Below are 25,121 nucleotides of genomic sequence, written 5' to 3'. Positions count from 1 at the left end.
TCGCCGTAGTGAGTATTCCGTCGCACACAGCACGAAGTTGAGGGGTTTGATGACTGCTAGCACCGCCGGCGAGCTCTACTACGACCCGTACGACGTCGCGCTGAACACCGATCCGTTCGCAATGTTTCGGCGGCTGCGCGAGGAGGCGCCGCTGTACTACAACGCCCACCACGATTTCTATGCGTTGAGCCGGTTCGACGACGTGAGTGCCGCGCTCGTCAATCACGAGGTTTTCAGTTCGGCACGCGGTGCCATCCTGGAGATCATCCGGGCCGACATGTCGATCCCCTCCGGATTGCTGATTTTCGAGGATCCTCCAGTCCACGACATCCACCGCAACCTGTTGTCGCGGGTGTTCACCCCCCGTCGTATCGGCGCGCTGGAACCACAGATCCGCCAGATGTGCGCGGAAATCCTCGCGCCCGCGGTGCAAAACGGTGGATTCGATTTCGTCACCGACGTGGGGTTGCTTCTTCCGGTCCGGGTGGTGGGAAAACTGTTCGGCATCCCGGAAGGCGAGCAAGACCGCCTATTCCAAAAGAGCCTATCGACGCTCGATAACGAACCCGGCCAGCCACTCGTCGGCCTGGCAAACGGTGAAGTTTTCGCTGACTATGTGGACTGGCGTGCCAAGAACCCTTCCGACGACTTGCTGACCGAGTTGATGAACGCGGAATTCACCGACGAGTCTGGCGTCGTGCGCCGACTGTCCGGCGAGGAGCTGCTGCTCTACCTGACCGTCGTGGCGACGGCCGGCGCCGATACGACTACGCGGCTGATTGGTGCGGCTGGAAAGCTTTTGGCCGATCACCCCGATCAGCGCCGCGATCTGGTCGATGACCGCTCACTAATAGGGCAGGCCGTCGAAGAAATCGTGCGATTCGAACCGCCCGCGGTGCACGTGGCTCGCTACGTCACCCGCGATATCGAATTGCACGGGCAGACGGTGCAAGCGGGCAGTGTGGTGATCTTGTTGCTCGCCTCGGCCAACCGGGACGATCGCCGGTTCGTCAACGGCGACACCTTCGACGTGCACCGAAAACCGCGCCAGCATCTCGGTTTTGGTGTGGGCACCCACTATTGCCTCGGGAATGCGTTAGCACGGCTCGAGGGCCGCGTTGCCCTCGACGAAATACTCAACCGCTTTCCCGAGTGGCGCATCGATGAATCTGGCGCCCGATACACCACCACTTCGCTGGCGCGCGGCTGGGCATCACTTCCGGTGTTCGTGTCCTGATTCGGCATGCAATCCTCCGCAGGGCCGCACAGGAAAGAGGCCGATATGTCAGCCGCGCAAGCGGGACGCCCGGGATCTACCACGTCATCTAATGACCCGTCCGGCAAGGCCGCTGGAGCACTGCTTCGCGGGCTACGGATCAGCTCGTCGGTTTCTGACGGAGCAATTCGGCTCGAGGTTGCCGATGTGGTGGTGCGTTCACCCAAGCCAGGGCAGGTCGTCGTTCGGATGGAGGCAGCGCCGATCAACCCGTCGGATCTGATGACCATGCTCGGTCCCGCTGACCTAGCGAACGCCGAATTCGACGACACCGCAAGGTATCCCAATGTGCGGATTCCGGTGCCGGGATCGGCGCGCGCAGCGCTTGTCGCACGCGGCGCGGCGGCGCTGCCCGTCGGTCAAGAGGGTGCAGGAACCGTCATTATGACGGCACCGGACTGCGCGGACTGGCGGGGACGTCGTGTTGCCCTGATGCCACGAACCGGGGGAACGTTTGGCCAATACCTCACCGTGTCGGCCGGCGAATGCGTCGCGGTTCCCGATCACATCGAGGCAACCCACGCTGCCGCACTCATGGTCAACCCCTTGACGGCATTGGCGATGGTGGAAACTGTTGTGCGCAAAGGCCATCGAGCGCTTATCAATACGGCCGCGGCATCGAGCCTTGGCCAAATGCTGGTGAAACTCTGCCGCCAGGACAACATCGCGTTGGTAAACATCGTGCGGCGAGAAGAACACGTTCGCACGTTGCAGGCTTTGGGTGCCGAATATGTCTGCAACTCCGCCAACCGCACCTTCTCCGAGGCACTGGTCGCCGCGGTCGCGGCCACCGGCGCGACCGCGGCGTTCGACGCCATCGGCGGCGGCACCATGAGCGCCGATCTGCTCGTCGCCATGGAGTATGCGGCCGCCGCCCGCATGACGCACCCCACTCCGTATGGCTCCGTCGAGCCCAAACACGTCTACATCTACGGCCACCTGGACCCCGGACCGACCCTGGTGCACGCCACCGGCAACGGCATGCTGTGGGGGATCAGCGGATGGACCATGGCGCACGCCTTGGCTCGCCTCACACCGCAACGCAATGCGGAGTTGCGTCAAAGGATCATCGCCGAATCCGACACGACGTTCGCCACGACCTATGCGCGGACGGTTCCCCTCACCCAAGCGCTCACTCGCGAAGCGATGCTCGGATATTGCCGGCAAGCCACCGCTGGCAAGTACCTCATCTCTTGCCAGTCGTGACCATAAACAGCTCCACCACCGCTAAGGGAGGCGCGCACGCAATGATTGACGATAGAACCGCTGTGATCGATGTGGTCAACCGCTATGCGCTGGCCGTCGACACTCGACAGTGGGACCTGTTGGATCAAGTCTTCGACACCGAAGCCGACATTGATTTCGGTCGCGGCGCCCGGTGGAGTAACCGCGCCGATCTCAAGAAGGCGTTCGCCGCCGTGCACGCTGACTACGAGGCGACCCTACATGTCACCACTAACCACGTTGTGAGCGTCCAGGGCGATACCGCCCACTGCCTCAGCTATGTCCACGGTCTGTTCGTCAAGAAAACCCAGGGCGGCAACGAATTTGAGTCCGCGGGCTGGTACGACGACCGTCTTTCACGCCGCGGTGCGGCATGGTGGATTACTCAGCGCACCTGCACCATGGTGTGGTCCAAAGGAAATCCCAAAGTCATGGGCGCTCCGGACGTCGCGACCGATCCGACTGCGGTGATCGTGCTCGGCAGCCTGCACAGCGCCGCGGCAGCCGGCAACATCGAGTATCTGCGCCAGCTGTCCGCCATCTAACCGCGACGATCTCGTCTACGACCACGATCGTGCGCCGACATCAACAGGCACCACGACCCACTCGGTAGATCGGCCCAGATGCGCACACTGCGTACAGGAACTGAAAGGTTATTGCATGAAAGCCTGGCAACTCACCGCTGCCAACGAACCTCTGCGGCTGGTCGAACTCGACGACCCGTGCCCCGGGCCCGGTGAAGTCGTCATCGACGTAGCCGCAGCGGGCCTATGCCATAGCGACGTCGGCTTCCTCGACGGAACTTTGACCCCGCTACTGCCTAGATTGCCCATGACCCTGGGCCATGAAGTCGCGGGCTACGTGTCCGAAATAGGGCAAGACGTAAAAGGATTCACCATCGGTGACCGCGTCGTCGTCGGCGGTCCCGAGGATTTCGCCCCTGGCTGGGCCGTTGACGGCGGCTTCGCCGAGAAATGCCTCACCAAAGCGAGCGGGCTCATCAAATTGCCCGACACCGTTGCATTTGACCAAGCCGCCACTGCCACCGACGCCGGCCAAACCGCTTACGGCGCAATCGTAGCTGCCGGAGAGGTCCGACCTGGTGACCGAGTCGGCATCGTCGGGTTAGGCGGACTCGGACTTACCGGGGTGCAAATCGCCAAACTCCAAGGCGCCGAAGTTCACGCCGCCGAACCCAAACACGATGTGTGGGACATTGCAAAGACCCACGGAGTCACCACGGTCGTCGACGACGTCAACGAACTCACACCTCTCAACCTCGACCTGATCGTCGACTTCGCCGGCTTCGGCACCACCACCAGCGGAGCCGTCAACGCCGTCCGCATCGGAGGACGCGTCGTACAAGTCGGCCTCGGCCAGCTCGAAGCCACCATCTCCACGGCCTCGCTGGTTTATAAAGCGGTCACGCTGCGCGGATCAAGAGGCGGGACAGACCCACGCCACCTCGACGCCGTGCTCGCGCAAATGGCATCCGGGGACCTGCGCATCCCAACCAATCTTGTCGGCTTTGAGGAGATTCCCGATGCGATTGAACGACTCAAAGCCGGAGACGTGATAGGGCGGTTCGTGGCGGTTCCCCGCACTGCCCGGCCGAACACATAGTGACCTACCCAACACGCCGCGCCTACGGAGCGGCCATCAGATCCCGGCCCTGGCCACCTTCGATCGACGCACTCCATCAAGCCGGGTTCTGTAACGCCGGGCGAGCACGGGCCGGCGCAATTAGGTTATGAGGCGTCGTCGGCAAACTCCGCCGCCTTCACCTAGGGAGAACCCGTGGATCCAAGGATCAGCAGGCGTTCGATGCTGAGCTTGTCGGCGGCCGGCGCCTTGGCCGTGGCGTTGTCCTCGTGCAGCGGACACGAGCAAGCCGCCGAGAAAGTCGAAAATTACAGCGAAGAACCGGCCGATCTCACCTCCTATGGATACGATCCGGATTCCGGAGAACCCGGGAAAACGGAAAAGCCCACGCACCGCGGCGAAGTGCCGCCGGCCGCGCATGTCCCGGACGAGTGGCTGCCCCCGGTGGGGCGGCAAACCATGCCGAATTGCTTCGTGTGGGCTTCTGTATACGGCCTCGCGACGTTCTACGCGGCCCGCAAAAGCCGCATCGCACCAACCCGTCCCGACCGGCTGGCCGGACCCGACTACGCCTACATTCGATACGAGATCGCGAACAAAACGCCCGAAAACACCTGTCACGGTGGCCAAATCACCAAGTGCCTGGAATGGCTTCAATCCAACGGCGGCACTCCGTCCCTGGCTGCCGCCCCGAACCGCAAGCCGGGATCCAAGGCAACCTGCGGAGTGGAATGGTCGCAGTACGGCTCGCAGCCAATCCCGCCGGATGCCAGCTTCCGCATCCCCGAGTACAAGTTGACGCACATCACCGGGGCCGACGGATTGAACAATCTTCGTACGGTCATCGCGTCCGGCGTGCCGATCGCCTTCGGCACCTCGCTCTACACGGACTTTCCGCATTACCGCGGCCAACCGTCGCCGTATGTCGGGAATGGAAAGGTGAGTCGGGACCGCAACGGTAAGAAATCCGGTCATGTGATGCTCATCGTCGGCTACGACGACGCATATCCGAATAGCACCGGCGCGGTCCGGATTCAGAACAGCTGGGGAAGACACTGGGGCCAAAAGGGATTCGTCTGGATGGCCTACGACACCCTGGAAAAATTGGCCCAGGGACAAGGCATCTACGTACCAGAGTCGGCTTGAGTCCCTACTTCGGCGGGAAACCGCCGGTGGCCACCGGACCCCAGCGGCGCGGGGTCACGCGGATCAGACACTTGCCCTGATCGACCATGGCGCGGCGGTAGTCGTCCCAGTCCGGGTGTTCTCCGGCGATCACCCGGAAGTAGTCGACAAGCAATTCCACTGCGTCGGGTACGTCGATGACTTCGGCGTCCCCATCGACTTGCACGTAGGGCCCGTTGAAGTCGTCGGAGAGCACCAGCACACTCGCCGACGGCCTGCGGCGGATGTTCGCGCTTTTGGCGCGCTGCGGATAGGTGGCGATCACGATGCGGCCCTGCTCGTCCACACCACCGGTCACCGGGGAGCTGTGCAGCGACCCGTCCGAACGGAAGGTGGTCAGCAGCATCTTGTGTCGCGGCCGAATGAACTCGAGAAGGTCGGGAAGACTGACCACGTCCGCGGTCGCCACTTTGGGAGCCATGAAGTCCAGGGTAGCCACCGGGCGCCTACTTGAGCATGCTCCCGGCATCGACGGTGACGGGAAGACCTGTGATGTAACGGGATTCATCGGAGGCCAGGAACAGCACCGCGTTGCTGATGTCCACCGGCTCCACCCACCCGATCGGAAGGACGTGCATGAACTGCGCGGCAACCTTCAGATCGTCAGGACCGGGGTTTTCCAGATCCGGACGAAACAGTTTCATCGTGCCCTCGTTCATGAACATCGGCGTGTTCACGTTGGTGGGGTGCACGGAGTTGACCCGGATGAAGTGCTGACCGAGTTCGACGGCGAAGGTACGCATCAGGCCTACGACGCCGTGCTTGGCGGCGATGTAATGACCAGTGTGCGGATACGCCTTCAGTCCGCCGACCGAGCTGGTGAGGATGATCGAGCCTCCTTGGCCTTGTGAAATCAAGTGTGGCACGCCAGCTTTGATCGTCTTCCAGACGCCCGAGAGGTTGACGTCGATCATGTCGTTCCAGTCGTCTTCACTGGTCTTGTCGAGTGTCTGTCCACCGTTTCCGATGCCGGCGTTGGCGCAGATGATGTCCAGCCGGCCAAGTTGCTCGACGCCGCCGTCCACCGCGGCTTTCAGCGCCGCAAAGTCGCGCACGTCAACTGCGGCGGTGACCACGCGACGGTTGAGGCCTTTGATCAGATCGGCGGTTTCGGCCAGGTCATCCGGTGTCGACGGCGGGATCACGCTGTTGCTGCTGACCGCCGTGCAGATGTCGACAGCGATGATGTCGGCGCCTTCGGCCGCCAGGCGCATCGCGTGGCTGCGTCCCTGCCCGCGAGCCGCGCCGGTGATCAACGCGACCTTGCCCTCGACTCGTCCACTCATGACCGCACCCTCGTTGCTCGGTTGATACTGATCGATCGATCAGGAGCCTGGCACCAATCGTCCGCTCTTGTCAACAGCACTGCCGTGCAGCGGCCGATGCTAGCCGCGCCGTGTCGGCGCGGGCGTTTTGAGTAGAACCATCAAACGTGCTACGAATGACCGCAATTCATCGTGCCCCTGAGTGACACCCACGGCGCTCTCGTTGCACAGGCTGCGGGCGGTCTGCGCGATCAGCATCGAAATCGCCATCGGCGGATAGTCGTCGAGGTCGACGCCGTTGGCGCGGAGCACCATCGTGACCGCGGCCGTTTCGATGTCGCGGACACGTTCGGCATACGCCTTCAGCTCGGCTCCAATTACCTTGCGATGGTTGGCTAATGCCATAAATTCGGCGTTGAGCGTCGTGAATGCCGAATCACTGTTGATCAGCCACAGCGCCTGCAGTGGATCGTCGTCGGACAGCAAGGCGCGCATGCGGCTCAGGGTGACTTCCGCCCCGGTGCGCAACACTTCGACGAATAGGTCGTCCATCGTCGGAAAGTAGTAATAGACCAGGGCCTGCTTGACGCCGGCCGTCGCGGCGACCCGCCGGGAAGTGGCTGCGGCATAACCTTCCTCGCGCATGATGCGGGCGGTCGCCTCGATCAGTTTAGCGCGCGCGCCGGCGTCGTTGCGCCGCGCCGCCGGCGCCGAGGTTTTGCTTGACCGGTCTGTGCCGCGCGTGGTAGGCATACCGCATCCTAACAATTTGATCGAGCGATCAGTTATTTGAGGCGCAGACACGAGACGGAGGCGCAGATGCGTGTTCGGGTGGATCCACGCCTGTGTGAGGCGCACGCGCTCTGCCTGGAGATCGCGCCCGAAGTTTTCGACCTTGGCGACGACGTCGCGACCTGCGACGAGCGGCCGGCCGAGTCGTTGCGGCACAGCGTGGAAGCCGCGGTAGCCGCTTGTCCGCGCCAAGCCATCAGCGTGGTCGCCGAAGATGCGCCGGATCTGTAGTTCCCGGAAAGGATTCGAACCGATGACCGATCTCGCCGACGTCGACTACTTCACCGACGCCGCCACCGCCCAGGATCCCTACGCGTACTGGGACTATCTGCGGGAGCAGGGTCCGGTGTTCCGGGAGCCGCATCACGGCGTCGTCGCCGTCACCGGCTACCAGGAAGTCCACACCGCGTTCAAAGACGTCGATTCGTTCTCCGCGGTCAACGCGATCGGCGGCCCCTTCCCGCCGCTGCCGTTCACCCCGGAGGGCGACAACATCAGCGAGCAGATCGAAGCGCATCGCCACGAGTTCCCGATCTTCGAACACATGGTCGTCATGGACCCGCCCGAACACGAAAAGGCGCGTTCGCTGTTGGGGCGGCTGCTGACACCGCGCCGGCTGCAGGAAAACAAGGACTACATCTGGCAGCTGGCGGATCGGCAGATCGACGAGTTCATCGCCAACGGTCGCTGCGAGTTCCTCGGCGAGTACGCGAAGCCGTTCGCGACGCTGGCGATCGCCGATCTGCTCGGCGTTCCGGACGAGGATCGCGCGGAGATTCGCCGCAATCTCGGGGCGGGCACCGCACCGGGCACCCGGGTGGGCGCGCTGGACCACGAGCCGGTGGGGAGCAATCCACTGCAATACCTCGACGACTTGTTCAGCGGTTACATCGCCGAGCGTCGCGAACGTCCGCGCGAGGACGTGCTCACCGGACTGGCCACCGCCACCTACCCCGACGGGTCGACCCCGCCGTTGCTGGAGGTGGTCAGGCCGGCCACCTTCCTGTTCGCCGCGGGACAGGAGACGGTGACCAAGCTGCTGAGTTCGGCCGTACAGGTGCTCGGTGATCAGCCGGAATTGCAGCAGCGGTTGCGCGAAGACAGAGACCTCGTCGCCACATTCATCGAGGAGGCGTTGCGCATGCAGAGCCCGACGAAGGTCGACTTCCGTCTGGCGCGCAAGACCACCACGCTCGGTGGTGTGCACATTCCGGCGGGCACGGTGCTGATGCTGTGCCTGGGCGCGGCCAACCGCGATCCGCGGAAGTTTGACAGTCCCAACGAGTTTCAGATCGACCGGAAAAACGTGCGTGAGCACATCGCCTTCGGCCGGGGGATCCACACCTGCGCGGGTGCACCGCTCGCGCGGGTGGAAGGACACGTCACGGTCAACCGGCTACTCGATCGCACCCGCAGCATCGCGATCAGCGAGGCCAAGCATGGGGCGCCATCCGACCGGCGCTACGGGTACACGCCCACGTTCTTGCTGCGCGGGCTCACCGAGTTGCATATCGAATTCACCGCGGCGAATTAGAGGCCACTAGATCGGCGTGACAATTTCCGAGGTGTAGAAGTCAATCGGTGTCTGCGAGTGCGGCGAAGGGCGGTCAACGAAAACCCATACGCCGGTGGAATTTGCGGCGAGCGGGCCTTCCAGTGTCGTCGTGCCCGCCCCGCTGCCGTCGGTGTCCAGGCCGCCGGCGCTGACTCCGACGTCGCCGGCTCCGCAGCCTGCCGAAGTCCGGGGTGACTGAATCATCCTGACGTTGTAATGGGCTCCTGGCTCGGCCGCAATCAGTTGCACCTGCGCGACGACCGTGTTGGACGCGGCTCTGCTGATGACGGCCTGGCCGCTGCCCTTGCCCATCGTCGGTACATTGACCGCCCAGGTGAAGTCGCACGCCCGGAATTTCGGGGTCAAGGGCACCAGCGTGCCACCCGAACTGGCATCCGCCGTCGCAACTCCCGTTGCGCCCCAGAATGTCGCCGTCGCAGCCATATTGGCGCCAACGAACAACAGCGCGATACTTCTTCGCATTTACTTCCTGACGCTAAATTCCTGCCAAAGATACAGCCCAGAACGTATCAAGATTAGTGAACGACGGCGCCTATAATTAGCAGACAGTTAGGCAAATCACACGCCGCGTCGGGTGCAATCCAGCTCACACCGTCGATGCGCGCGCGACTTTTTGTTAAAGATGTCGGCAGTTAAATGACATTGCCACCGCCGCCGAAATCTCGTTCGGGATTTCGTGTCTCAGCATCCCGACATGGAACGTTCGTAAACCCTGCGGCTCGATACCCGCCTCCGCGCCTTCGGGCCGAAACGGGTGATCGCCGGAGATTTTCGCCGTCCTACCGGGCTAATCGACGGCCGGCCGCGACAATGGCTTGATGCGATGTGTGCGCCTGGTCCTCGCGGTTGCGCTAGCCGACGGTTTTATCGCGCTGTTCGGAGTCGTAACCGGACACGCGAGTCCCGACGTGCCGCCCGTCAGCGACGCGGCGCGCGCGGCCGGTTTCGTCGACGTTCGCACCGTCGTTCCCGACGCGATCATCGATCTACGCTACGCGACGACCAACAATTTCACCGGCACGCAGCTGTATCCCGCCGACGCCCGATGTCTTGTGCACCAGTCCATGTCTGCGGGCCTAGCGACCGCCGCGTCGGCACTACGCCCGCAAGGGCATCTACTGGTGTTCTGGGATTGCTACCGTCCGCACGACGTCCAGGTCCGGATGTTCAATGTGGTTCCCAACCCGGCCTGGGTGGCACGGCCGGGTCCGTACGCGCACAGCCATGAGTCGGGACGTTCGGTGGACGTGACATTCACCAGCGTGCAGCCACAGTGCCCACCGGAGCGTCACGCCGGCGGGCTGTGCCTGGCCGACATGGGCACCGACTTCGACGATTTCACCCCGCGCGCAACGGCATTCGCCACTCAGGGAGTCAGCGCGGACGCCCAGGCGAATCGGGCCCGGTTACGCGACGCGATGAAGTATGGCGGATTGTCCCCGTACGCGGGTGAGTGGTGGCATTTCGACGGTCCCGGGGCCGGCGTCGACCGCCCGATCCTCGATGTCCCGGTCGACTAACCGTCTCATATAGCGAGACGGTAGTTTCATAATGTGACCGCACGCCGGTAGGCTTGCGGCATGCACGACCGGGCCACTTACACGCACGGACATCACGAGTCGGTGCTGCGCAGTCATCAGCGACGCACGGCGCAGGATTCCGCGGGCTACCTGCTGGCGTACCTGAAGCCCGGGCAGTCGTTGCTCGACGTCGGCTGCGGCCCCGGCACGATCACCGCCGACCTCGCCGACATCGTGGCGCCCGGACCGGTCACGGCCATCGACCAATTCGCCGACGTCCTCGACGTGGCCCGCGCGGAGGCGCAGCGACACAACCTGTCCAACGTCTCGTTCGCGACCGCCGACGTCGAGCGGCTCGACATCGCCGACGACACGTTCGATGTCGTGCACGCGCACCAGGTGTTGCAGCACGTCGCCGATCCGGTACGGGCGCTACGCGAGATGCGCCGGGTGTGTGTGCCGGGCGGCATAGTGGCTGCTCGAGATGCCGACTATGCGGGGTTCAGCTGGTATCCATGCCTTGCGGCACTGGACTTTTGGCGCGATATCTACCAGCAGGCCGCGCGTGCCAACGGCGGTGAGCCGGACGCGGGCCGACGGCTGTTGTCGTGGGCGCTGGAAGCGGGCTTCGACGACGTCAGGCCCGCGGGAAGCCTCTGGTGCTATGCCACGGCCGAGACCCGCCAATGGTGGGGTGGCATGTGGGCCGACCGCATCCTGCACTCCGGCATCGCCGGCGACATACTACGGTTCGGCCTGGCGACCACCGCGCAGCTCGAGGAGATCTCGGCGGCATGGCGACAGTGGGCCGCCGCCAAAGACGGTTGGTTGGCGATCCCGCACGGCGAAATCATCTGCCGCGCATGAATTTATGATCTCAACCCGGTGCCACCGGAAAGCCGCCGCACAGCGATTCGAACGCGTCGGCGAGCCTGAGCACGGTCGCGTCGTCGAAGAGCTTGCCCACCAGCATCATTCCTACTGGCAGCCCGTCGACCAGGCCGGCCGGCACCGATATCGCCGGATGACCGGTGATATCCATCGGCCCGGTGTTGAAGGCCTTACCCATGGCCCGTGGGATCAGGGCGACGTCTCGCGGTCCGCCCTGTGGCAGCAGATTGGCGAGACCCGGCACGGTCGGCATGGCCAGCACATCGTAACGCGCCAGCGCCTCGTCGTAGGCGGCACTGACCCGCGGTATCAGATTGCGCGCCTTGGCATACGACGCTCCACCCAGCGTGTGTAGCCCATAGTGGCCGGTCAGCGCGGCGACCTTGACCGTGCTGGCGAGTTCATCGGCCTTGGCAACTCGCTGTGTTGCGAAGTGCGCCACGAGTTCTGGGTCATAGCGCCCCTTTACGCCGGACCCGTACCCGTTGCCGTCCAACATCTGCGCCGTGCCGCCGTCGGTGAGGATGACGGCAAGTATGTGCAGGGCGCTCAGGTGCCAAGGCACGCTGACTTCGCCAATACTGCAGCCTATTTCGCCGAATCGCTGGACTGCGGATCGTACTGCGTCGTCGACCGCCGGCGGCGAACCGGGCCATCCGAATCCTTCCAGCAGGATGCCCACCCGCAAACCGGTCACGTCGCCGGTGAGTGCGGCCCGGTAGTCGACCGCCACCGGCTCCGTGCACTGGCGCGGGTCGTTTCCGTCGGCTCCGGCCAGCACCGTGAGCAACAGCGCAGCGTCGGCGACGGTGCGTGTCATGGGGCCGAGGTGATCGACCGTTCGCTCGATCGGGAACGCGCCGGTGTAGGGGACCAATCCGTGCGTCGGCTTGTGCCCGACGATGCCGCACAGCGAGGCGGGGATGCGGATGGAGCCGCCCTGGTCGCCACCGAGGGCCAGGTCGACTTGGCCACTGGCAACCAATGCTGCACTGCCACAGGATGATCCGCCTGTCTCGCGATCGGTATCCCAGGGATTGCGCACTGGACCGGAGGCCGGTGTGAAGCTGGAGCCCGAACAGCACAGGTCTTCGCAGACGCTCTTGCCCGCGATCGTGGCCCCCGCTGCCAGCAGCCGCTCGACCACCGTCGCGTCGCGCCCGGGGAGGTAACCCTCCAGCGCCCGCGACCCGTTCATCATCGGAATCCCGGCGACCGCGATGTTGTCCTTGATCGCCACCGATCGTCCCGACAACGGGCCATCCGCGCCGGATGTGATCTCGGTGGTCACGTACCAGGCGCCCAGCGGGTTATCGGCCGGTTGCGGGAACTGGTATGCGCGTTCCGGCACTTGCGGACGTGCGAATTTCTCGTAGAGCGCGTCGACCACGTCGTAAGAGGCCAGTGTCTGCTCAACGGCTGCCAGGTAACCCGGTCGTTCCTCGGCGTTAAGGTGAAAGCCGAAATACTGTGCAGCAGCGTCGATATCGGCTGCCGATGGCCGGGAAACCGTCATTTCGACCTCGTCGGGGTAGTCGGCGGTCGGTGCGCCCAGCAGCTTAGTTGTCAATCGAGGAAAAGGTCGGGTATCGGCTGCTCGCCGCCGCCATAACGAGAGAGGTCGGTGACACGGGCGGATTTCAGCACAGCGGAGTCGACCGCGCGCTCCACATCCTCTTCACGGCGGACGTCGCCGACGACCGCGAGCGCCTTAGCGCCGGCGGCCTCGATCTCGGCGGCCGCGGTGTGCACCGTCCCCGGCAGGCGGGGATGCGGGGTGTCGGTCTTGGCCAGCAGCACCACGTTGGCGCCCCGGCGGGCCGCGCCGATTCCGATGGCGAGTCCGATGCCCCGGCTGCCGCCGGATATCACCACCGTGCGGTCGGCGAGCCTGTTGTCGGCCATTCGCCTCCTCTGTGCAGCCCAGTCAGGTATTTGACCTGATCAGCGCGTGGTATTGGCATTCTCTTTTTTTGCAAGTACGTTATTCATCGATGGATAATACGGCCCACACTCCCTCTGGTATCCCGCTGCAGCCCGTATACGGGCCGGCGGATAGGAGCGCGGAGCCTCCGGCGCCCGGAGAGTTCCCCTTCACCCGGGGCAACTTCGCGTCCGGCTATCGCGGCAAGTTGTGGACTTTCCGCCAGTACTCCGGCTTCGGCACCGCCGAGGAATCCAACCGTCGCTACCGTTACCTGCTGGAACAAGGCGGGACCGGGCTGTCGGTGGCACTCGACCTGCCCACTCAATGCGGATACGACTCCGACGACCCCGAGTTCGGTGAGGAGGTCGGCCGGGTCGGCGTCGCGGTCGACACCCTGGCCGACTTCGAGATCTTGTTCGACGGGATCCCGCTGGACACGCTCAGCACAAGCATGACGATCAACGGGACGGCGGCGATCCTGCTGGCGTTCTACGTCGCTGCCGCGGAGAAAAAAGGGATTCCGCGGGCGAAGCTCACCGGCACCATTCAGAACGACATCCTCAAGGAGTACGCCTCGCGCGGAACGTGGATCTGGCCGCCGGAACCGTCGCTGCGGCTGATCGCCGACACCATCGAGTTCTGTGCGGCCGAGGTGCCGCGGTTCAACGCCATTTCGGTGGCCGGAGCGCACTTCCGCGACGCCGGCGCCAACGCGGTGCAGGAGATGGCCTTCACCCTGGCCGACGGGGTGACCTACTGCGACACCGTCGTGGAGCGCGGCCGGATGACCATCGACCAGTTCGCCCCGCAGATCTCGTTTTTCTTCTACACGCACGGCGATTTCTTCGAAGAGATCGCCAAATACCGTGCGGGACGGCGCCGTTGGGCGACCATCGTGCAAGAACGTTATGGAGCGACTACCGCCAAGGCGGCGATGTTCCGTTTCGGTTGCGTCTGCGGTGGCGCATCGCTGTACGCGCCGCAGGCCCACAACAACATCGTCCGGGTGGCCTACGAGGCGATGGCCGCGGTGCTGGGCGGGGTCCAGTCGATGTTCACCGCGGCCTGGGACGAGCCGTTCGCCCTGCCCACCGAGGAGACCACGACGCTGGCGCTGCGCACCCAGCAGATCCTGGCGCACGAAACGGGCGTCGCCAGCGTAGCCGACCCGCTGGGCGGCTCGTATTTCGTGGAGGCGCTGACCGACGCCACCGAGGAACGCATCATCGAGATCATGTCCGACCTGGAGCGGCACGGCGGCATGGTCCATGCCATCGAGGACGGATACCTGCAGGGCCTGATCGCTGACGAAGCCTTCAACTTGCATCGTGACGTCGAAGCCGGTACGCGACCGGTCGTCGGGGTCAACCGGTTCGTGACCGAGGAGCCCGAACACGATGTCGTCACCTACGAACTCGACGCCGAAGGGCGTGATCTGCAGCTCAAACGGCTGTCCAAGGTCAAGGCTGAAAGAGACTCGGCCGCAGTGCAATCCAGCCTTGCGGCCTTGTCGCGTGCCGCCGAGGGAGACGACAACCTGATGCACAAGTTGATCGACTGTGCCAACGCCTACTGCACGGTCGGAGAAATGGTTTCCGCACTCAAGGCGGTCTGGGGCGAATTTCAGCAACCGGTGGTGTTCTGAATGGCGGTAAGAATCCTGGTCGCGAAACCAGGCCTCGACGGACACGACCGTGGCGCCAAAATCGTCGCCCGTACCCTGCGCGATGCCGGATTCGAGGTCATCTACACCGGCATCCGGCAGCGCATCGAAGACATCGCGTCGATCGCGGTCCAGGAGGACGTCGCCGTCGTCGGCCTGAGCATCTTGTCGGGTGCACACCTGGCGCTCACCGCCCGAACCGTCGAGGCGTTGCGCGCCGCCGATGCCGCTGACATCGCCGTCGTCGTCGGGGGAACCATCCCGCACGCCGACGTGCCCAAGCTGATCTCCGCCGGCGCCGCCGCCGTATTCCCCACCGGCACACCGCTGGAGAACCTGGTACGCGAAATCCGCTCACTGACCGGCACTGCCACGGAGGAAACATGCGCGTCGGAGTGATGATCGGCGCCGAGCGTGGCGATATGGCCCGCAAGGTGGACAAGCTGGTCTCCGATATCGAATGGGCCGAATCCGCGGGTCTGGACACCGCGTGGATGCCGCAGGTACCCAACGACTTCGACTGCCTGACCATGGTGTCGTTGATGGCCGCGCACAGCTCACGCATCGAGCTGGGTACCGCGGTGGTACCGCTGCAGGCCCAGCATCCGATTGCGCTTGCGCGCCAGGCGCTTTCGACGCATGCGGTGGCCGGTGGGCGGCTGGCGCTGGGTGTGGGACCGTCGCATCACTGGATCGTCCGCGACATGCTCGGCTTGCCCTACGTGAAGCCGGCCGCGTACACGCGGGACTACCTGCAGGTGCTTAACGCCGCTATCGCCGGGCCGGGATCCGTTGACATCGAGAATGACTCGTTCACCGTGCACAACCCGATGGCGATCGGCGCCGATACCCCGATGCCGGTCCTGGTCGCCGCGCTGGGCCCGGTGATGCTGCAGATCGCCGGCGAACTCGCCGACGGCACCGTGCTGTGGATGGCCGATGAGCGCGCGATCGGTGATCACATCGCACCGAAGATCACCAAGGCCGCCGCGGACGCTGGTCGTCCGGCGCCGCGGATCATCGCGGGCATCCCGGTATGTCTTTGCGAGCCTTCACGCGTCGACGAGGCCAAGGAGCGGGCCAACCGGATCCTGGGTGAGGCCGAGGTGTCGCCCAACTACCAGCGTCTGCTCGACCGCGGCGACGCGCGCGATGTCGGCGATCTGTGTGCGGCCGGCGACGAGGACGCGATCCTCGCCCGGATGCGGCGGTTTGCCGACGCGGGGGTGACCGACCTGTCGGTGCGGCTGCTCCCGATCGGTGACAACCGCGACGAGCTGGTCGCTTCCAAGCGCCGCACCCGCGAAGTGATCGCCTCACTCGCAGCGGAATTGCGTTGACCGACAACAACACCGGGCCGCTGGCGGGGATACGCATCCTCGAAGTCGGCACGATGCTGGCGGGTCCGTACGCCACCATGCTGCTCGCCGATCTCGGTGCCGAGGTCACCAAGATCGAGCCCGCCGGCGGCGAGATCTCCCGCAGCGTCGGCGCCACCTACTTCGCCAGCATCAACCGCAACAAGTCCAGCATCACGCTGGACCTGAATTCCGATGCGGGACAGCAACGCCTGGGTGAAATGGTCGCCAACGCGCATGCGTTGCTGGTGAACCTGAAGCCTTCGGCCATCCGTCGGCTGGGGCTCACCTACGACGCGCTGCGACGCCACAACGAGCGGATCGTCTGCGTCGCGATCACCGGCTTCGGCCTGTACGGCGGCGATGACCCGGCCTTCGACTACGTGGTGCAGGCCGGCGTCGGAACCGCCGCGTTGACCGGAGACCCGGATGGCCCGCCGACGCTGCCGGGCTACTCCTCGGCCGACAACTCCACTGGAATGACAGCGGCGCTCGGGCTTTTGGCCAAGATCATCTCTGGAACCGGTGGGCAGGTCGATGTGTCGCTGCGCGACGTGATGCTGTCGCAACTGAACTATCACGCGTCGGCCTATCTCAACAGTGGTGTCGAGCCGCAGCGCCGGCCGTACGGAGCCCACTCGTATTACGTTCCGGCCCAGCTGTTTCCGACGGCCGAGGGGTATCTGGCGCTGTTCATCACGCACGACGGCTTCTGGAAGTCGTTTGCCGCGGAAGCGGGCATCGGGGGGTTCGAAACGATGGCCGAGCGAGTCGCTCGCCGCGACGAAGTGCTGGCGGTGGTCACGGCGATGCTGGCAACCGACAGCGCCGCCGGATGGGAACGACGGCTGCGCCCGCTGGGCGTTCCGGCGGCGGCCGTGCGGACCCTGCCCGAAGCACTCGAGGCGACGCCGGAAGTGATTGTGACGGCAGGGGATTTCCGCCTCGTCGGCAGCCCGATCCACGTTTCCGGGTACCGGCCCGACTATCGGCCGCCCCCAGAGCTGCCGGAGGCCTAACACGCTCGGCGCCGACTGCCGCCGGATCTACCGCGCTACGGCGGCCTGCTTTTCCTCGTAGAGCCGCGCCCACTCGGCCCGCGGCCGGATGGACACGTCCACGTCAGTCGCCTTGGCGCGCAGAGCCTTAACTGTCGCCTGGTCGCGGGCGGTGCGGGCGAACGGGTCCCAGCTGAAGAACTTGCAGGCGTTGCCCCAGGTGATCTTATTGATGTCGGAGTCGTCGGCGCCGGCGGCGTTCAGCTCGGCCAGCACCTGCTCAGGCGCGTCGGGCCAGAAGCAGTCCGAGTGCGGGTAGTCGCACTCCCAGGCGATGATGTCGATGCCGATCTCGTGGCGCAGCTTCAGCGACGTCTTGTCGGTGACGTAACAGGCCAGCGAATGCTCGCGGAACACATCGCTGGGCAGCTTGTCGCCGAAGTCGCGGCGCAGCCACTTCTGGTTGGTGTAGTGGCGGTCGCTGCGGTCCAAGTAGAACGGGATCCAGCCGATGCCGCCCTCGGAGAAGGCGAACTTCAGGTCGGGATAGTTGCGCATCGCGGGGCCCCACAGCAGATCCTGCGCGCACATCGCCGACACCTGGGTGGCCAGGATGATCATGTTGTCGATGGGTGCGTTGGGGGCCATGCTGATCGCCCCGAATCCGGTGCCGATGTGCAGGCACATCACCACGTTCTCCTCGGAGAGCGTCCGGTACACCGGGCCCCAGTAATCCTCATCGTGGTAGCTCGGAAGTCCTTCCAGGTGCGGCAATTCCGGCATCGTCACCGCGTGGCAGCCCTTGGCTGCCACCCGGCGGATCTCGGCGCACATCGCCTCCGGGTTCCACGTCGGCAAGATGGCGATCGGGATGAACCGGTCCGGGTAAGAACCGGCCCATTCGTCGATGTGCCAGTCGTTGTAGGCCGACACCATCACCAGCGTCGCCTCCTCGCGGTGCATATTGAGGTGCCGCGCGGAGAAGCCGGTGAACGTCGGGAAGCACATCGACGCGAGGATGCCGTTGCGGTTCATGTCCCGAACGCGTTCGTGGACGTCGTAGACGCCGGGACGCATCTCCGCGAAACCGGCCGGATCGCGACCCCATTCCTCTGCCGGCCACGACACCACGGCATTCAGCCCGCTCACGCCCTGCGGCCTGCCCTGGTACATCCACTGGTCGACGCCCTTGTCGTCGACCACGACGATCGGCGCCTCGGGCTTGTACTTGGCGGGCACGTGGCGCAGGAACATGTCCGGCGGCTCGACGACGTGGTCGTCAATGCTCACCAGGATCAGGTCATCGACATCCATACGGGATTCCTTCCCAGACAGCGCTAGCCATCGCACTCGGTCGTCGTCAACAGCAGCCGGGGGATCGGCGCGGGATCAAGCAGCAACGCATCCGACATCGTCAGCTGCCCGGCGTTGGCGATCATGTTGTCCAGGACGGCCTGCAAGTCGTCGCCCTCGATCTCGTAGATGGCTACGTAGGGGTCGTCCGCGTTGACCGGACGCAGTCGTCGCGCCGAGACGAATCCCTCGAGAGCGACGAGCTCAGGCAGATGGACTTCGTCGTACCAGGTGTTGTACTCCTGGTCGCGTTCGGGCGAACTGGGTCGACTCTCCACCAGAATGATGCCCTTGGCCATTGTCGCCACCTCTTTCGTGACTATTCGTAGCGCACCGTAACCGAATCCGAATCGGGTATGCCCTGGCACGTCAAAATGTAGCCTTCGTCCACTTCGTCGTCGTCGAGAGCGTCGTTGATCCGCATCGTCGCGTGCCCGCTCTCGAGGCGAGCCATGCAGGTGCCACAGTTGCCGGCCTCGCAGTTGAACGGGGGATCCAGGCCGGCCCGCCGCGCGCTTTCCAGGAGCGTCTCGCCGGGAACCAGCGGCACCGACGCCTTCCTGCGTTCCAAGAAGATCGTCACCGTGCCGGGCTCGGCACCGTTTGAAGTGGGATCTGGCACCCTTGGAGTCTCCTCGATCGTCGCGGCGACCGCCGCGCGCTGGAACGCTTCGGGTTCCAACTTTGCCGCCCCGTCCGTACTTGCGTTCTTCAGTATAGAGAATACTATTCTCACAAGCCGATAGCATCTTCTCTACTGCGCCGAAGTCGGGTCAACCTGGCCTGCGGGGAAGGACAGGACGTGACCGAGCCGGCCGCGCTCGTGTTTGAAGACCGGCAGTTCAGCCTGCCCGAGCTCGACGCGATGGCCAACAGTCTGGCCGCGGCGCTGGGCAAAAGCGGTGTCGCCGCGGGCCGGCGGGTGGCCGTCATGTCGTCGAACCGTCCGGAGTTCGTCGCCGTCCTGCTCGGGATCTGGCGGCTGGGCGCCACGGCGGTGCTGATCAGTCCCGCGTGGAAGCACGACGAGGTCGATCACGCGTTGTCGCTGACCGATCCCGGCCACGCCGTCGGGGACCATCCGGTGCTGGCCGGGTTGATGCCGATGCTGCACCTGGACGATCCGGTCGCTCCCGCCGAGCCGATGCCGATGTCGTCTCTGCCGCGCGCCGATGCGGTGCTGGTGTTCAGCTCGGGTACCACCGGCCTGCCGAAGGCCGTCCGGCATACCCATGCCACATTGACCGCGGCCGTGCGGCATTGGCGCGACGCTCTGCAACTCACCCGCCAGGACCGCATCCAAATTGCCACGCCGCCGTCGCACATCCTCGGTCTGCTCAACATCGTCACCGCGCTGCGCACCGGCGCCTGGCTGCGCCTGCATCGCCGCTTCAACATCGACTCGATGCTCCATCACATCGAAAAAGACCGCATCACAATCGAAATGGCAGTTGCGCCAATCTCACTGGCCATCGCCTCGCACCCCAGGCTCGAGTCATACGACCTGTCGTCGCTGCGCTACATCATGTGGGGCGCGACGCCGGTCAGCAGCAGCGTCGCCGAGACCGTGACACGGCGCACCAGCGTCGGATGGGTCCCGGCCTATGGCACCACGGAATTGCCTGTCATTGCCTGTAATCCGCTCGACAGTGCCCGGCTCGACACGGTCGGGCGGCCGGTGCCGGGGGTGGAGCTGCGGGTGGTCTCGCTGGAGACCGGCCAGCCCGTCGGCGTGGGCGAGGTCGGTGAGATCCAGGCGCGGTCAAGCATGTTGATGGCCGGCTACCTGCCGGCCGCGGCGACCGGTGAGGCGGTGTGCGACGGCTGGTATCGCACCGGGGACGTCGGCTGGCTCGACGCCGACCGTTGGCTGCGGATCACCGACCGCCTCAAGGAGATGATCAAGGTGCGCGGCTTCCAGGTCGCGCCGGCCGAAATCGAGACGGTGTTGCAAGGGCATCCCGCCGTCAAAGACTGTGCGGTGTTTGGTATTCCGGACGGGATCAACGGGGAGGCCGTCGTCGCCGCGGTCGCCACCCGGGTCCCGGTCGACGCCGCCGATCTCACCGCCCGGGTGGATGAGAAGCTGGCGTCCTACAAACATCTGAGCCGAGTCGTGTTCGTCCCCGATATTCCCCGCCTGCCGTCGGGCAAGGTGCTGCGCCGAGTGCTGAAGGAGCGCTATGGATGTACGTCTGACAGCTGAACAGCAACAGTTGCGTGATGCCGCTGCGAAGCTGGCCGATGATCTCGGGCCGGCCACGGTTGCCGACCTCGCCGACGACAGCCGAATCGCCAGGCTGGACAAGCAGATTGCGGCGACCGGCTGGAGGTCGCTGCGCTCCGACGGGGCCTCCGGTGTCGAAGTCGCGATCGTCGCCGAGGAATTCGGCCGACGGCTGGTCGACACCCCGTTTCTCGGACCGGTGCTGGCCGACGACCTGGCCCACCGCATCGGGGCCGGCGCCGCCGACGCGACGGTGGCCGTCGACGACCGCGCGATCGACGCGCGCGGCGCCCGGCGCGTGCTATCGCTGTCGGGCACCACCGTGCTGGCCGCAGACTCCGATGGCGCGCGCGCCGGTGCCGACTTGACCAGGGCCGAGGCCGAATTGGGTGGCTCTGCCGAGAAGCTCGGCGAGCTGGCGGACGATGCCGCGGCCCGGTGGTACGCGCTCGCGCTGGTCACCACGACGGCAGACCTGGTCGGAATCGCCCGGGGCGCACATGCCGTCGCGTGTGACTACGCCAAAATTCGTGAACAGTACGGCAAACAGATCGGCTCGTATCAGGCCATCGCCCACCTGCTGGCGGAAAGCCTTGCCCTGATTGAGGGTTCGGTCAGCGTGCTGCGCCATGCCGCGTGGGGAGTCGACGAACTCGAGCCGGCCGAAGCCATTCGGGCCGCGCAGATCGCGAAGGTCTACTGCGCGCGGGCCACCCGAACCGTGTGTGAGACCGCGGTTCAGGTGCACGGCGGCATCGGCAACACGTGGGAGTGCATTGTGCACGTCTACCTGCGCCGCGCCCTGACATCGACGGAGCTGTGGCCCGTCCCGTTGAAGGAGATCGATCTTGGACTTTCGTGACTCACCCGACGAGGCCGCCTTCCGCGAGCGACTGCGCAGCTGGCTTTCGGTGCACGCCAGGGAATTCTCGGGATCGGGCGACGAGTACTGGGCGCGGATGGCCGACTGGCATCGTGCCCTGTACGAGAACGGCTTTTTCGGCCTGTCGTGGCCACGCGATTGGGGCGGTCAGGACTTGGCGCCGGTGTACGACGTCATCGTCGACGAGGAGCTGGTGCGGGCGGGCGCTCCGCCGCGGCCCAGCGTCGGCTATCTGGTGTACGGCATCGGTGAGCACGCCAGCGATGAGGTCCGCAAGCGCTTCCTGCCCGGCATCATCAACGGCACCGAACGCTGGTGTCAGGGCTTCAGCGAACCCGGAGCCGGCTCGGATCTGGCGTCGCTGACCACCACCGCCACCCGCGACGGCGACAACTACGTCATCCACGGACACAAGATCTGGACCAGCTACTCCGACGTCGCGGACTGGTGTCTGCTGCTGGCCCGCACCGATCCCGACGCGAAGCGGCACCGGGGTTTGTCGGCGTTTGTGATCGCGATGAAACAGCCTGGCGTGCAACAACGCCCATTGCAGATGATGAACGGCGTCACCAACGAATTCGGCCAGGTGTTCTTCGACGGCGCCACGGTGCCGGCGGATCGGATGGTCGGTGCTCCCGGTGACGGCTGGGCCGTTGCGATGACCGTGGTCGGACACGAACGTGAGCCCTCGACCCTCGGCTACGCAGCGCGATACGGCAAGCTTGTCCGAGAACTGTTGGCGCACTGGGTTGATCGCGAAGGTTCGGTTCCTGAAGAGCTGGCCTGGGCTGCTGTTCAGTCGGACATGTTGACCCACCACGTGCGACGCCGGCTGTCCGAGCAGCTGGACGGGGTGTCGCACGGCTCGGAAGGCTCGCTGGACAAGCTGCTGATGACCTGGGTGGAACAATCCGTGGGCCACGCCGCGCTGGCGGTCGCCGGAACCCGCGACCCAGACCTGCTGAGCGCCTACCTGTACAGCCGCGCGCAGAGCGTCATGGGCGGGACATCACAGATCCAGAAAAACATCATCGCTTCGCGCATCTTGGGATTGGGAGTCTGACGTGTACGACATGCCTGCTGAAATCGACGTCCGTGCCGACGGTGCGCTGCGGATCATCACGCTGAACCGGCCGGACTCGCTGAACTCGGTCAACGACGACCTGCACTCCGGGCTGGCCCGGATATGGCAGCGGCTGACCGACGACGCGGGCGCCCGCGCCGCGGTGATCACCGGTGCCGGCAGGGCATTCTCGGCCGGCGGTGACTTCGGGTACCTCGAAGAGCTCGCGAACGATGCGGACCTGCGGGCCAAGACCATTCGCGACGGACGCGAAATTGTACTGGGTATGGCGCGATGCCGAATTCCGGTGGTAGCGGCCGTAAATGGACCGGCCGTCGGATTGGGCTGCAGCCTGGTCGCCCTGAGCGACCTCGTCTATATAGCCGAAGATGCCTACCTCGCCGACCCGCACGTGCAGGTCGGCTTGGTCGCCGCCGACGGTGGGCCGCTGACCTGGCCGCTGCACATCAGCCTGCTGCTGGCCAAGGAGTACGCGCTGACCGGCACCCGTATCAAAGCGCAGCGCGCCGTAGAAATCGGGCTGGCCAACCACGTGGCCGCCGACCCGCTCGCCGAGGCGATCGCCTGCGCCGAAAAGATTTTAAAGCTGCCGCAGCAAGCGGTCGAGAGCACCAAGCGAGTGCTCAACATTCACCTGGAGCGGGCGGTGCTGGCCAGTCTCGACTACGCCCTCTCGGCCGAAAGCCAATCGTTTCTGACCGAAGACTTCCGGGCCAACGTCGCGAAGTTCAACGCCGCGAAGAACTGAGCCGCGCAACGCGACTCAGCTCTTCGACAGGCGTGATCAGCTCTTGGCCGCAGCCTTTTCGCGGGCCTCGGCCGTCTTCTCCGCCCCGCGGGCGGCCTCGGCCTGAGCCTCTTTCTTGGCCACGTCGCGCTGCGCCTTGGCCTTGTCCTGCTGGGCGCGGCCTTCCTTACGAAGACCCTCGTGGTTGACAAGGATGCCAAGGATTTCCTTGGTCTTGCCGATCGCGTCCTCGATGACGCCCTTGATGCCTTCCACGATTCCATTGTCGCGCTCAGTCATGATGGAACCCCCTTCGTGAGAAGTTATTGGTCTAATGTCCCGTACCCGAAGAGACCGGCGGGACAACGTTTTAATCGGCGCGTCGGGTGTGGTGTCGGTCACCTTCTCCGTTCACCAGCGACAACGGCCTTCGAGTCCGGTCTCAAACGTCGTGGTGGCCCAGGAAGTCGCGCATCACCTCGTCGAACAACGCGGGTTCCTCGATGAACGGCATGTGTGAGCTCGACTCGAACAACTCGAACCGCGAGTCTTTGATGCGCCGATGCATGGCGTACATGTGCTCGTGGTCGCATTCGTCGTACCTGCCCGCTACTACGAGGGTCGGCAGGTCGAGCTCGGTCAATCGGTCGAATACGTCCCAGTTGCCGACGTTGCCGACGATGCGAAAGTCGCTGGGGCCGAACATCGTTTCGAAGACTTCGGCGCCCATGCGGATGAACGCATCCTGAAGTTCTGGTGGCCACGGCCGGACGCGGCAGAGATACGTCTCATTCCAGGTGCGGATCGCGTCCTGGTATTCGGGCGAGTGCGTCGTGCCGGCGGCCTCGTGTCGGTCGATGGCGGATTGAGTGTCCGGGTCCAAGTCGCGCTTGAGCCGGGCCACCATCTCCGAGAACGCGGGGATGGACGCGATGCTGTTCGAGATGGTCAGGCTGGCCGCGGTCGACGGGACGTCGAGCAGGTACTGCTGCGCCAGCATTCCGCCCCACGAGTTGCCGAAGACGTGGAAGCGTTCCAGGCCAAGCGCGCCGACGACGGCGGACACCTCGGCGACCGAGCGGTCCATCGTCCAAAGTGTGGTGTCCGACGGGCACTCCGAATTCCCGCAGCCAAGCTGGTCCCAGAAGATGACCTCGCGTTCATCGGCCAGGCGTTCCAGCGACAGCAAATAGTTGTGCGGTACGCCGGGCCCACCGTGAATCGCCAGCAGCGGAAGACCCGCCCCACCGCCGACGCGCTTGAACCACACTTTTCCGCCCGGAACCGCGATGGTCCCCTCTGATTGCGTCATGGCTGCCCGCCGCCTCCATACATCCGAAAGAGCAGTGTCCGCCGATGGCACGAAATCGTAGTCCGCCCGGAAACGCCGCCGCGAGGCTGCAACTAGCGCCGCATTTGCCTAGTGGCATCGTCGGTGGTTGCAATCTCGCGGGTCCGCGAAGGGTTCGAGTCCGGCGAACGCCTTGCAACTGGCACTCTCGTAATGAGAGAATACCGTTCTCATTAACTGTGGGCGGCTCTCGAAGCCGCGCACTGTGCCGGCCGAATT

General features: G+C 64.9%; 27 protein-coding genes and 1 pseudogene. 17 read left to right on the top strand and 11 right to left on the bottom strand.

Annotated elements, in window-relative coordinates; genetic code table 11:
* The first annotated feature begins 49 nt into the window (after window positions 1-49).
* The 5 genes from MAAFP003_RS23895 to MAAFP003_RS23880 all read left to right on the top strand — a co-directional run bounded on the left by MAAFP003_RS23895 (window position 50) and on the right by MAAFP003_RS23880 (window position 5,248).
* Window positions 50-1,237 (top strand): cytochrome P450, encoded by a 1,188-nt coding sequence (locus MAAFP003_RS23895; RefSeq protein ID WP_096290139.1) that lies wholly within the window; start codon window positions 50-52, stop codon window positions 1,235-1,237.
* Between the two features lie 45 nt (window positions 1,238-1,282).
* On the top strand, window positions 1,283-2,482 hold the full coding sequence (locus MAAFP003_RS29290) for an alcohol dehydrogenase catalytic domain-containing protein (RefSeq protein WP_207768603.1): 1,200 nt from the start codon (window positions 1,283-1,285) through the stop codon (window positions 2,480-2,482).
* Window positions 2,483-2,523: 41 nt separating this feature from the next.
* Window positions 2,524-3,045: a nuclear transport factor 2 family protein gene (locus MAAFP003_RS29285; protein ID WP_279304558.1), complete on the top strand. Its 522-nt coding sequence runs from the start codon at window positions 2,524-2,526 to the stop codon at window positions 3,043-3,045.
* Window positions 3,046-3,160: 115 nt separating this feature from the next.
* On the top strand, window positions 3,161-4,123 hold the full coding sequence (locus MAAFP003_RS23885; protein ID WP_096290138.1) for a zinc-binding dehydrogenase: 963 nt from the start codon (window positions 3,161-3,163) through the stop codon (window positions 4,121-4,123).
* Window positions 4,124-4,297: 174 nt separating this feature from the next.
* Complete coding sequence (locus tag MAAFP003_RS23880) at window positions 4,298-5,248, top strand: C1 family peptidase (RefSeq protein ID WP_133160887.1); 951 nt, start codon at window positions 4,298-4,300, stop codon at window positions 5,246-5,248.
* Window positions 5,249-5,252: 4 nt separating this feature from the next.
* Here the strand turns inward: MAAFP003_RS23880 and MAAFP003_RS23875 are convergent, their stop codons facing one another.
* The 3 genes from MAAFP003_RS23875 to MAAFP003_RS23865 form a co-directional block, all read right to left on the bottom strand.
* Entirely contained in the window at window positions 5,253-5,708 is a 456-nt protein-coding gene (locus tag MAAFP003_RS23875) for a PPOX class F420-dependent oxidoreductase (protein WP_096291371.1), read from the bottom strand.
* Window positions 5,709-5,733: 25 nt separating this feature from the next.
* Window positions 5,734-6,573: a mycofactocin-coupled SDR family oxidoreductase gene (locus MAAFP003_RS23870; protein ID WP_096290136.1), complete on the bottom strand. Its 840-nt coding sequence runs from the start codon at window positions 6,571-6,573 to the stop codon at window positions 5,734-5,736.
* Between the two features lie 99 nt (window positions 6,574-6,672).
* A complete protein-coding gene (locus MAAFP003_RS23865; RefSeq protein WP_243394226.1) occupies window positions 6,673-7,221 on the bottom strand; it encodes a TetR/AcrR family transcriptional regulator in 549 nt (182 codons plus the stop codon).
* A gap of 150 nt (window positions 7,222-7,371) precedes the next feature.
* On the opposite strand from MAAFP003_RS23865, the gene MAAFP003_RS23860 reads away from it, so the two are divergent.
* Complete coding sequence (locus MAAFP003_RS23860; protein ID WP_096290134.1) at window positions 7,372-7,575, top strand: ferredoxin; 204 nt, start codon at window positions 7,372-7,374, stop codon at window positions 7,573-7,575.
* A gap of 22 nt (window positions 7,576-7,597) precedes the next feature.
* Entirely contained in the window at window positions 7,598-8,878 is a 1,281-nt protein-coding gene (locus tag MAAFP003_RS23855) for a cytochrome P450 (protein ID WP_096290133.1), read from the top strand.
* A 6-nt stretch (window positions 8,879-8,884) separates the two neighbouring features.
* On the opposite strand, the gene MAAFP003_RS23850 is transcribed toward MAAFP003_RS23855, so the two are convergent.
* A complete protein-coding gene (locus MAAFP003_RS23850) occupies window positions 8,885-9,382 on the bottom strand; it encodes a hypothetical protein (RefSeq protein WP_096290132.1) in 498 nt (165 codons plus the stop codon).
* Window positions 9,383-9,747: 365 nt separating this feature from the next.
* Here MAAFP003_RS23850 and MAAFP003_RS23845 point away from each other — a divergent pair, with 365 nt between their 5' ends.
* Window positions 9,748-10,440, top strand: a complete 693-nt coding sequence (locus MAAFP003_RS23845; protein WP_423790953.1) for a M15 family metallopeptidase — start codon at window positions 9,748-9,750, stop codon at window positions 10,438-10,440.
* Between the two features lie 60 nt (window positions 10,441-10,500).
* On the top strand, window positions 10,501-11,307 hold the full coding sequence (locus MAAFP003_RS23840) for a class I SAM-dependent methyltransferase (protein ID WP_096290130.1): 807 nt from the start codon (window positions 10,501-10,503) through the stop codon (window positions 11,305-11,307).
* Window positions 11,308-11,317: 10 nt separating this feature from the next.
* Here MAAFP003_RS23840 and MAAFP003_RS23835 read toward each other — a convergent pair whose 3' ends face one another.
* Window positions 11,318-12,847, bottom strand: a complete 1,530-nt coding sequence (locus MAAFP003_RS23835; protein WP_096291370.1) for an amidase — start codon at window positions 12,845-12,847, stop codon at window positions 11,318-11,320.
* A 62-nt stretch (window positions 12,848-12,909) separates the two neighbouring features.
* Window positions 12,910-13,236: pseudogene (locus MAAFP003_RS23830) on the bottom strand (SDR family NAD(P)-dependent oxidoreductase); the annotation flags it as partial.
* Between the two features lie 89 nt (window positions 13,237-13,325).
* Between MAAFP003_RS23830 and MAAFP003_RS23825 the strand changes: the two are divergent.
* From MAAFP003_RS23825 to MAAFP003_RS23810, 4 genes are read left to right on the top strand one after another with little or no spacing between them, the layout of a single operon-like run.
* Window positions 13,326-14,903, top strand: a complete 1,578-nt coding sequence (locus tag MAAFP003_RS23825; RefSeq protein ID WP_096290129.1) for a methylmalonyl-CoA mutase family protein — start codon at window positions 13,326-13,328, stop codon at window positions 14,901-14,903.
* Window positions 14,904-15,320: a cobalamin-dependent protein gene (locus MAAFP003_RS23820; RefSeq protein WP_096290128.1), complete on the top strand. Its 417-nt coding sequence runs from the start codon at window positions 14,904-14,906 to the stop codon at window positions 15,318-15,320.
* A complete protein-coding gene (locus MAAFP003_RS23815; protein WP_096290127.1) occupies window positions 15,305-16,261 on the top strand; it encodes an LLM class F420-dependent oxidoreductase in 957 nt (318 codons plus the stop codon). Before MAAFP003_RS23820 ends, MAAFP003_RS23815 begins: the two co-directional genes overlap by 16 nt.
* The gene (locus tag MAAFP003_RS23810) at window positions 16,258-17,298 is read left to right on the top strand and encodes a CaiB/BaiF CoA transferase family protein (RefSeq protein ID WP_096290126.1); all 1,041 of its coding nucleotides are present in this window, start codon (window positions 16,258-16,260) and stop codon (window positions 17,296-17,298) included. The genes MAAFP003_RS23815 and MAAFP003_RS23810 overlap by 4 nt, the downstream gene beginning before the upstream one ends.
* A gap of 27 nt (window positions 17,299-17,325) precedes the next feature.
* Here MAAFP003_RS23810 and MAAFP003_RS23805 read toward each other — a convergent pair whose 3' ends face one another.
* Genes MAAFP003_RS23805 through MAAFP003_RS23795 form a run of 3 tightly spaced genes read right to left on the bottom strand, consistent with a single transcriptional unit; the run spans window position 17,326 to window position 19,252 of the window.
* Window positions 17,326-18,591 (bottom strand): amidohydrolase family protein, encoded by a 1,266-nt coding sequence (locus MAAFP003_RS23805; RefSeq protein WP_096290125.1) that lies wholly within the window; start codon window positions 18,589-18,591, stop codon window positions 17,326-17,328.
* 23 nt (window positions 18,592-18,614) lie between these two features.
* The gene (locus tag MAAFP003_RS23800; protein ID WP_096291369.1) at window positions 18,615-18,929 is read right to left on the bottom strand and encodes a DUF4286 family protein; all 315 of its coding nucleotides are present in this window, start codon (window positions 18,927-18,929) and stop codon (window positions 18,615-18,617) included.
* Between the two features lie 20 nt (window positions 18,930-18,949).
* On the bottom strand, window positions 18,950-19,252 hold the full coding sequence (locus tag MAAFP003_RS23795) for a 2Fe-2S iron-sulfur cluster-binding protein (RefSeq protein ID WP_423790938.1): 303 nt from the start codon (window positions 19,250-19,252) through the stop codon (window positions 18,950-18,952).
* A 180-nt stretch (window positions 19,253-19,432) separates the two neighbouring features.
* Here MAAFP003_RS23795 and MAAFP003_RS23790 point away from each other — a divergent pair, with 180 nt between their 5' ends.
* The 4 genes from MAAFP003_RS23790 to MAAFP003_RS23775 are packed head-to-tail and all read left to right on the top strand — an operon-like array spanning window position 19,433 to window position 23,572.
* Window positions 19,433-20,836, top strand: a complete 1,404-nt coding sequence (locus tag MAAFP003_RS23790) for a class I adenylate-forming enzyme family protein (protein WP_096290124.1) — start codon at window positions 19,433-19,435, stop codon at window positions 20,834-20,836.
* Window positions 20,814-21,719 carry an acyl-CoA dehydrogenase family protein gene (locus tag MAAFP003_RS23785; protein WP_096290123.1) on the top strand — a complete coding sequence of 302 codons (906 nt, stop codon included), beginning with the start codon at window positions 20,814-20,816 and terminating at the stop codon, window positions 21,717-21,719. The genes MAAFP003_RS23790 and MAAFP003_RS23785 overlap by 23 nt, the downstream gene beginning before the upstream one ends.
* A complete protein-coding gene (locus MAAFP003_RS23780; RefSeq protein ID WP_096290122.1) occupies window positions 21,706-22,803 on the top strand; it encodes an acyl-CoA dehydrogenase family protein in 1,098 nt (365 codons plus the stop codon). Before MAAFP003_RS23785 ends, MAAFP003_RS23780 begins: the two co-directional genes overlap by 14 nt.
* A 1-nt stretch (window position 22,804) precedes the next feature.
* A complete protein-coding gene (locus MAAFP003_RS23775; RefSeq protein WP_096290121.1) occupies window positions 22,805-23,572 on the top strand; it encodes an enoyl-CoA hydratase/isomerase family protein in 768 nt (255 codons plus the stop codon).
* 36 nt (window positions 23,573-23,608) lie between these two features.
* Here MAAFP003_RS23775 and mbp1 read toward each other — a convergent pair whose 3' ends face one another.
* Together mbp1 and MAAFP003_RS23765 are read right to left on the bottom strand one after the other, a co-directional pair.
* Window positions 23,609-23,851, bottom strand: coding sequence for a microaggregate-binding protein 1 (gene mbp1 / locus MAAFP003_RS23770; RefSeq protein ID WP_096290120.1), 243 nt, complete (start codon window positions 23,849-23,851; stop codon window positions 23,609-23,611).
* A gap of 142 nt (window positions 23,852-23,993) precedes the next feature.
* A complete protein-coding gene (locus MAAFP003_RS23765) occupies window positions 23,994-24,863 on the bottom strand; it encodes a proline iminopeptidase-family hydrolase (RefSeq protein ID WP_096290119.1) in 870 nt (289 codons plus the stop codon).
* Window positions 24,864-25,121: the final 258 nt, after the last annotated feature.

Origin of the sequence: Mycobacterium ahvazicum (assembly GCF_900176255.2) — a bacterium.
GTDB lineage: Bacteria > Actinomycetota > Actinomycetes > Mycobacteriales > Mycobacteriaceae > Mycobacterium > Mycobacterium ahvazicum.
The sequence above is the reverse complement of the archived record's forward strand: the minus strand, read 5'-3'. Positions and strand labels throughout refer to the sequence as shown.

Bases quoted from the DNA above. Each gene is read 5' to 3' on its own strand.
- MAAFP003_RS23895 (WP_096290139.1), top strand. From the start codon at position 50: ATGACTGCTAGCACCGCCGGCGAGCTCTACTACGACCCGTACGACGTC.
- MAAFP003_RS29290 (WP_207768603.1), top strand. From the start codon at position 1,283: ATGTCAGCCGCGCAAGCGGGACGCCCGGGATCTACCACGTCATCTAAT.
- MAAFP003_RS29285 (WP_279304558.1), top strand. From the start codon at position 2,524: ATGATTGACGATAGAACCGCTGTGATCGATGTGGTCAACCGCTATGCG.
- MAAFP003_RS23885 (WP_096290138.1), top strand. From the start codon at position 3,161: ATGAAAGCCTGGCAACTCACCGCTGCCAACGAACCTCTGCGGCTGGTC.
- MAAFP003_RS23875 (WP_096291371.1), bottom strand. From the start codon at position 5,708: ATGGCTCCCAAAGTGGCGACCGCGGACGTGGTCAGTCTTCCCGACCTT.
- MAAFP003_RS23870 (WP_096290136.1), bottom strand. From the start codon at position 6,573: ATGAGTGGACGAGTCGAGGGCAAGGTCGCGTTGATCACCGGCGCGGCT.
- MAAFP003_RS23860 (WP_096290134.1), top strand. From the start codon at position 7,372: ATGCGTGTTCGGGTGGATCCACGCCTGTGTGAGGCGCACGCGCTCTGC.
- MAAFP003_RS23855 (WP_096290133.1), top strand. From the start codon at position 7,598: ATGACCGATCTCGCCGACGTCGACTACTTCACCGACGCCGCCACCGCC.
- MAAFP003_RS23850 (WP_096290132.1), bottom strand. From the start codon at position 9,382: ATGCGAAGAAGTATCGCGCTGTTGTTCGTTGGCGCCAATATGGCTGCG.
- MAAFP003_RS23840 (WP_096290130.1), top strand. From the start codon at position 10,501: ATGCACGACCGGGCCACTTACACGCACGGACATCACGAGTCGGTGCTG.
- MAAFP003_RS23835 (WP_096291370.1), bottom strand. From the start codon at position 12,847: ATGACGGTTTCCCGGCCATCGGCAGCCGATATCGACGCTGCTGCACAG.
- MAAFP003_RS23825 (WP_096290129.1), top strand. From the start codon at position 13,326: ATGGATAATACGGCCCACACTCCCTCTGGTATCCCGCTGCAGCCCGTA.
- MAAFP003_RS23820 (WP_096290128.1), top strand. From the start codon at position 14,904: ATGGCGGTAAGAATCCTGGTCGCGAAACCAGGCCTCGACGGACACGAC.
- MAAFP003_RS23815 (WP_096290127.1), top strand. From the start codon at position 15,305: ATGCGCGTCGGAGTGATGATCGGCGCCGAGCGTGGCGATATGGCCCGC.
- MAAFP003_RS23805 (WP_096290125.1), bottom strand. From the start codon at position 18,591: ATGGATGTCGATGACCTGATCCTGGTGAGCATTGACGACCACGTCGTC.
- MAAFP003_RS23800 (WP_096291369.1), bottom strand. From the start codon at position 18,929: ATGGCCAAGGGCATCATTCTGGTGGAGAGTCGACCCAGTTCGCCCGAA.
- MAAFP003_RS23785 (WP_096290123.1), top strand. From the start codon at position 20,814: ATGGATGTACGTCTGACAGCTGAACAGCAACAGTTGCGTGATGCCGCT.
- mbp1 (WP_096290120.1), bottom strand. From the start codon at position 23,851: ATGACTGAGCGCGACAATGGAATCGTGGAAGGCATCAAGGGCGTCATC.
- MAAFP003_RS23765 (WP_096290119.1), bottom strand. From the start codon at position 24,863: ATGACGCAATCAGAGGGGACCATCGCGGTTCCGGGCGGAAAAGTGTGG.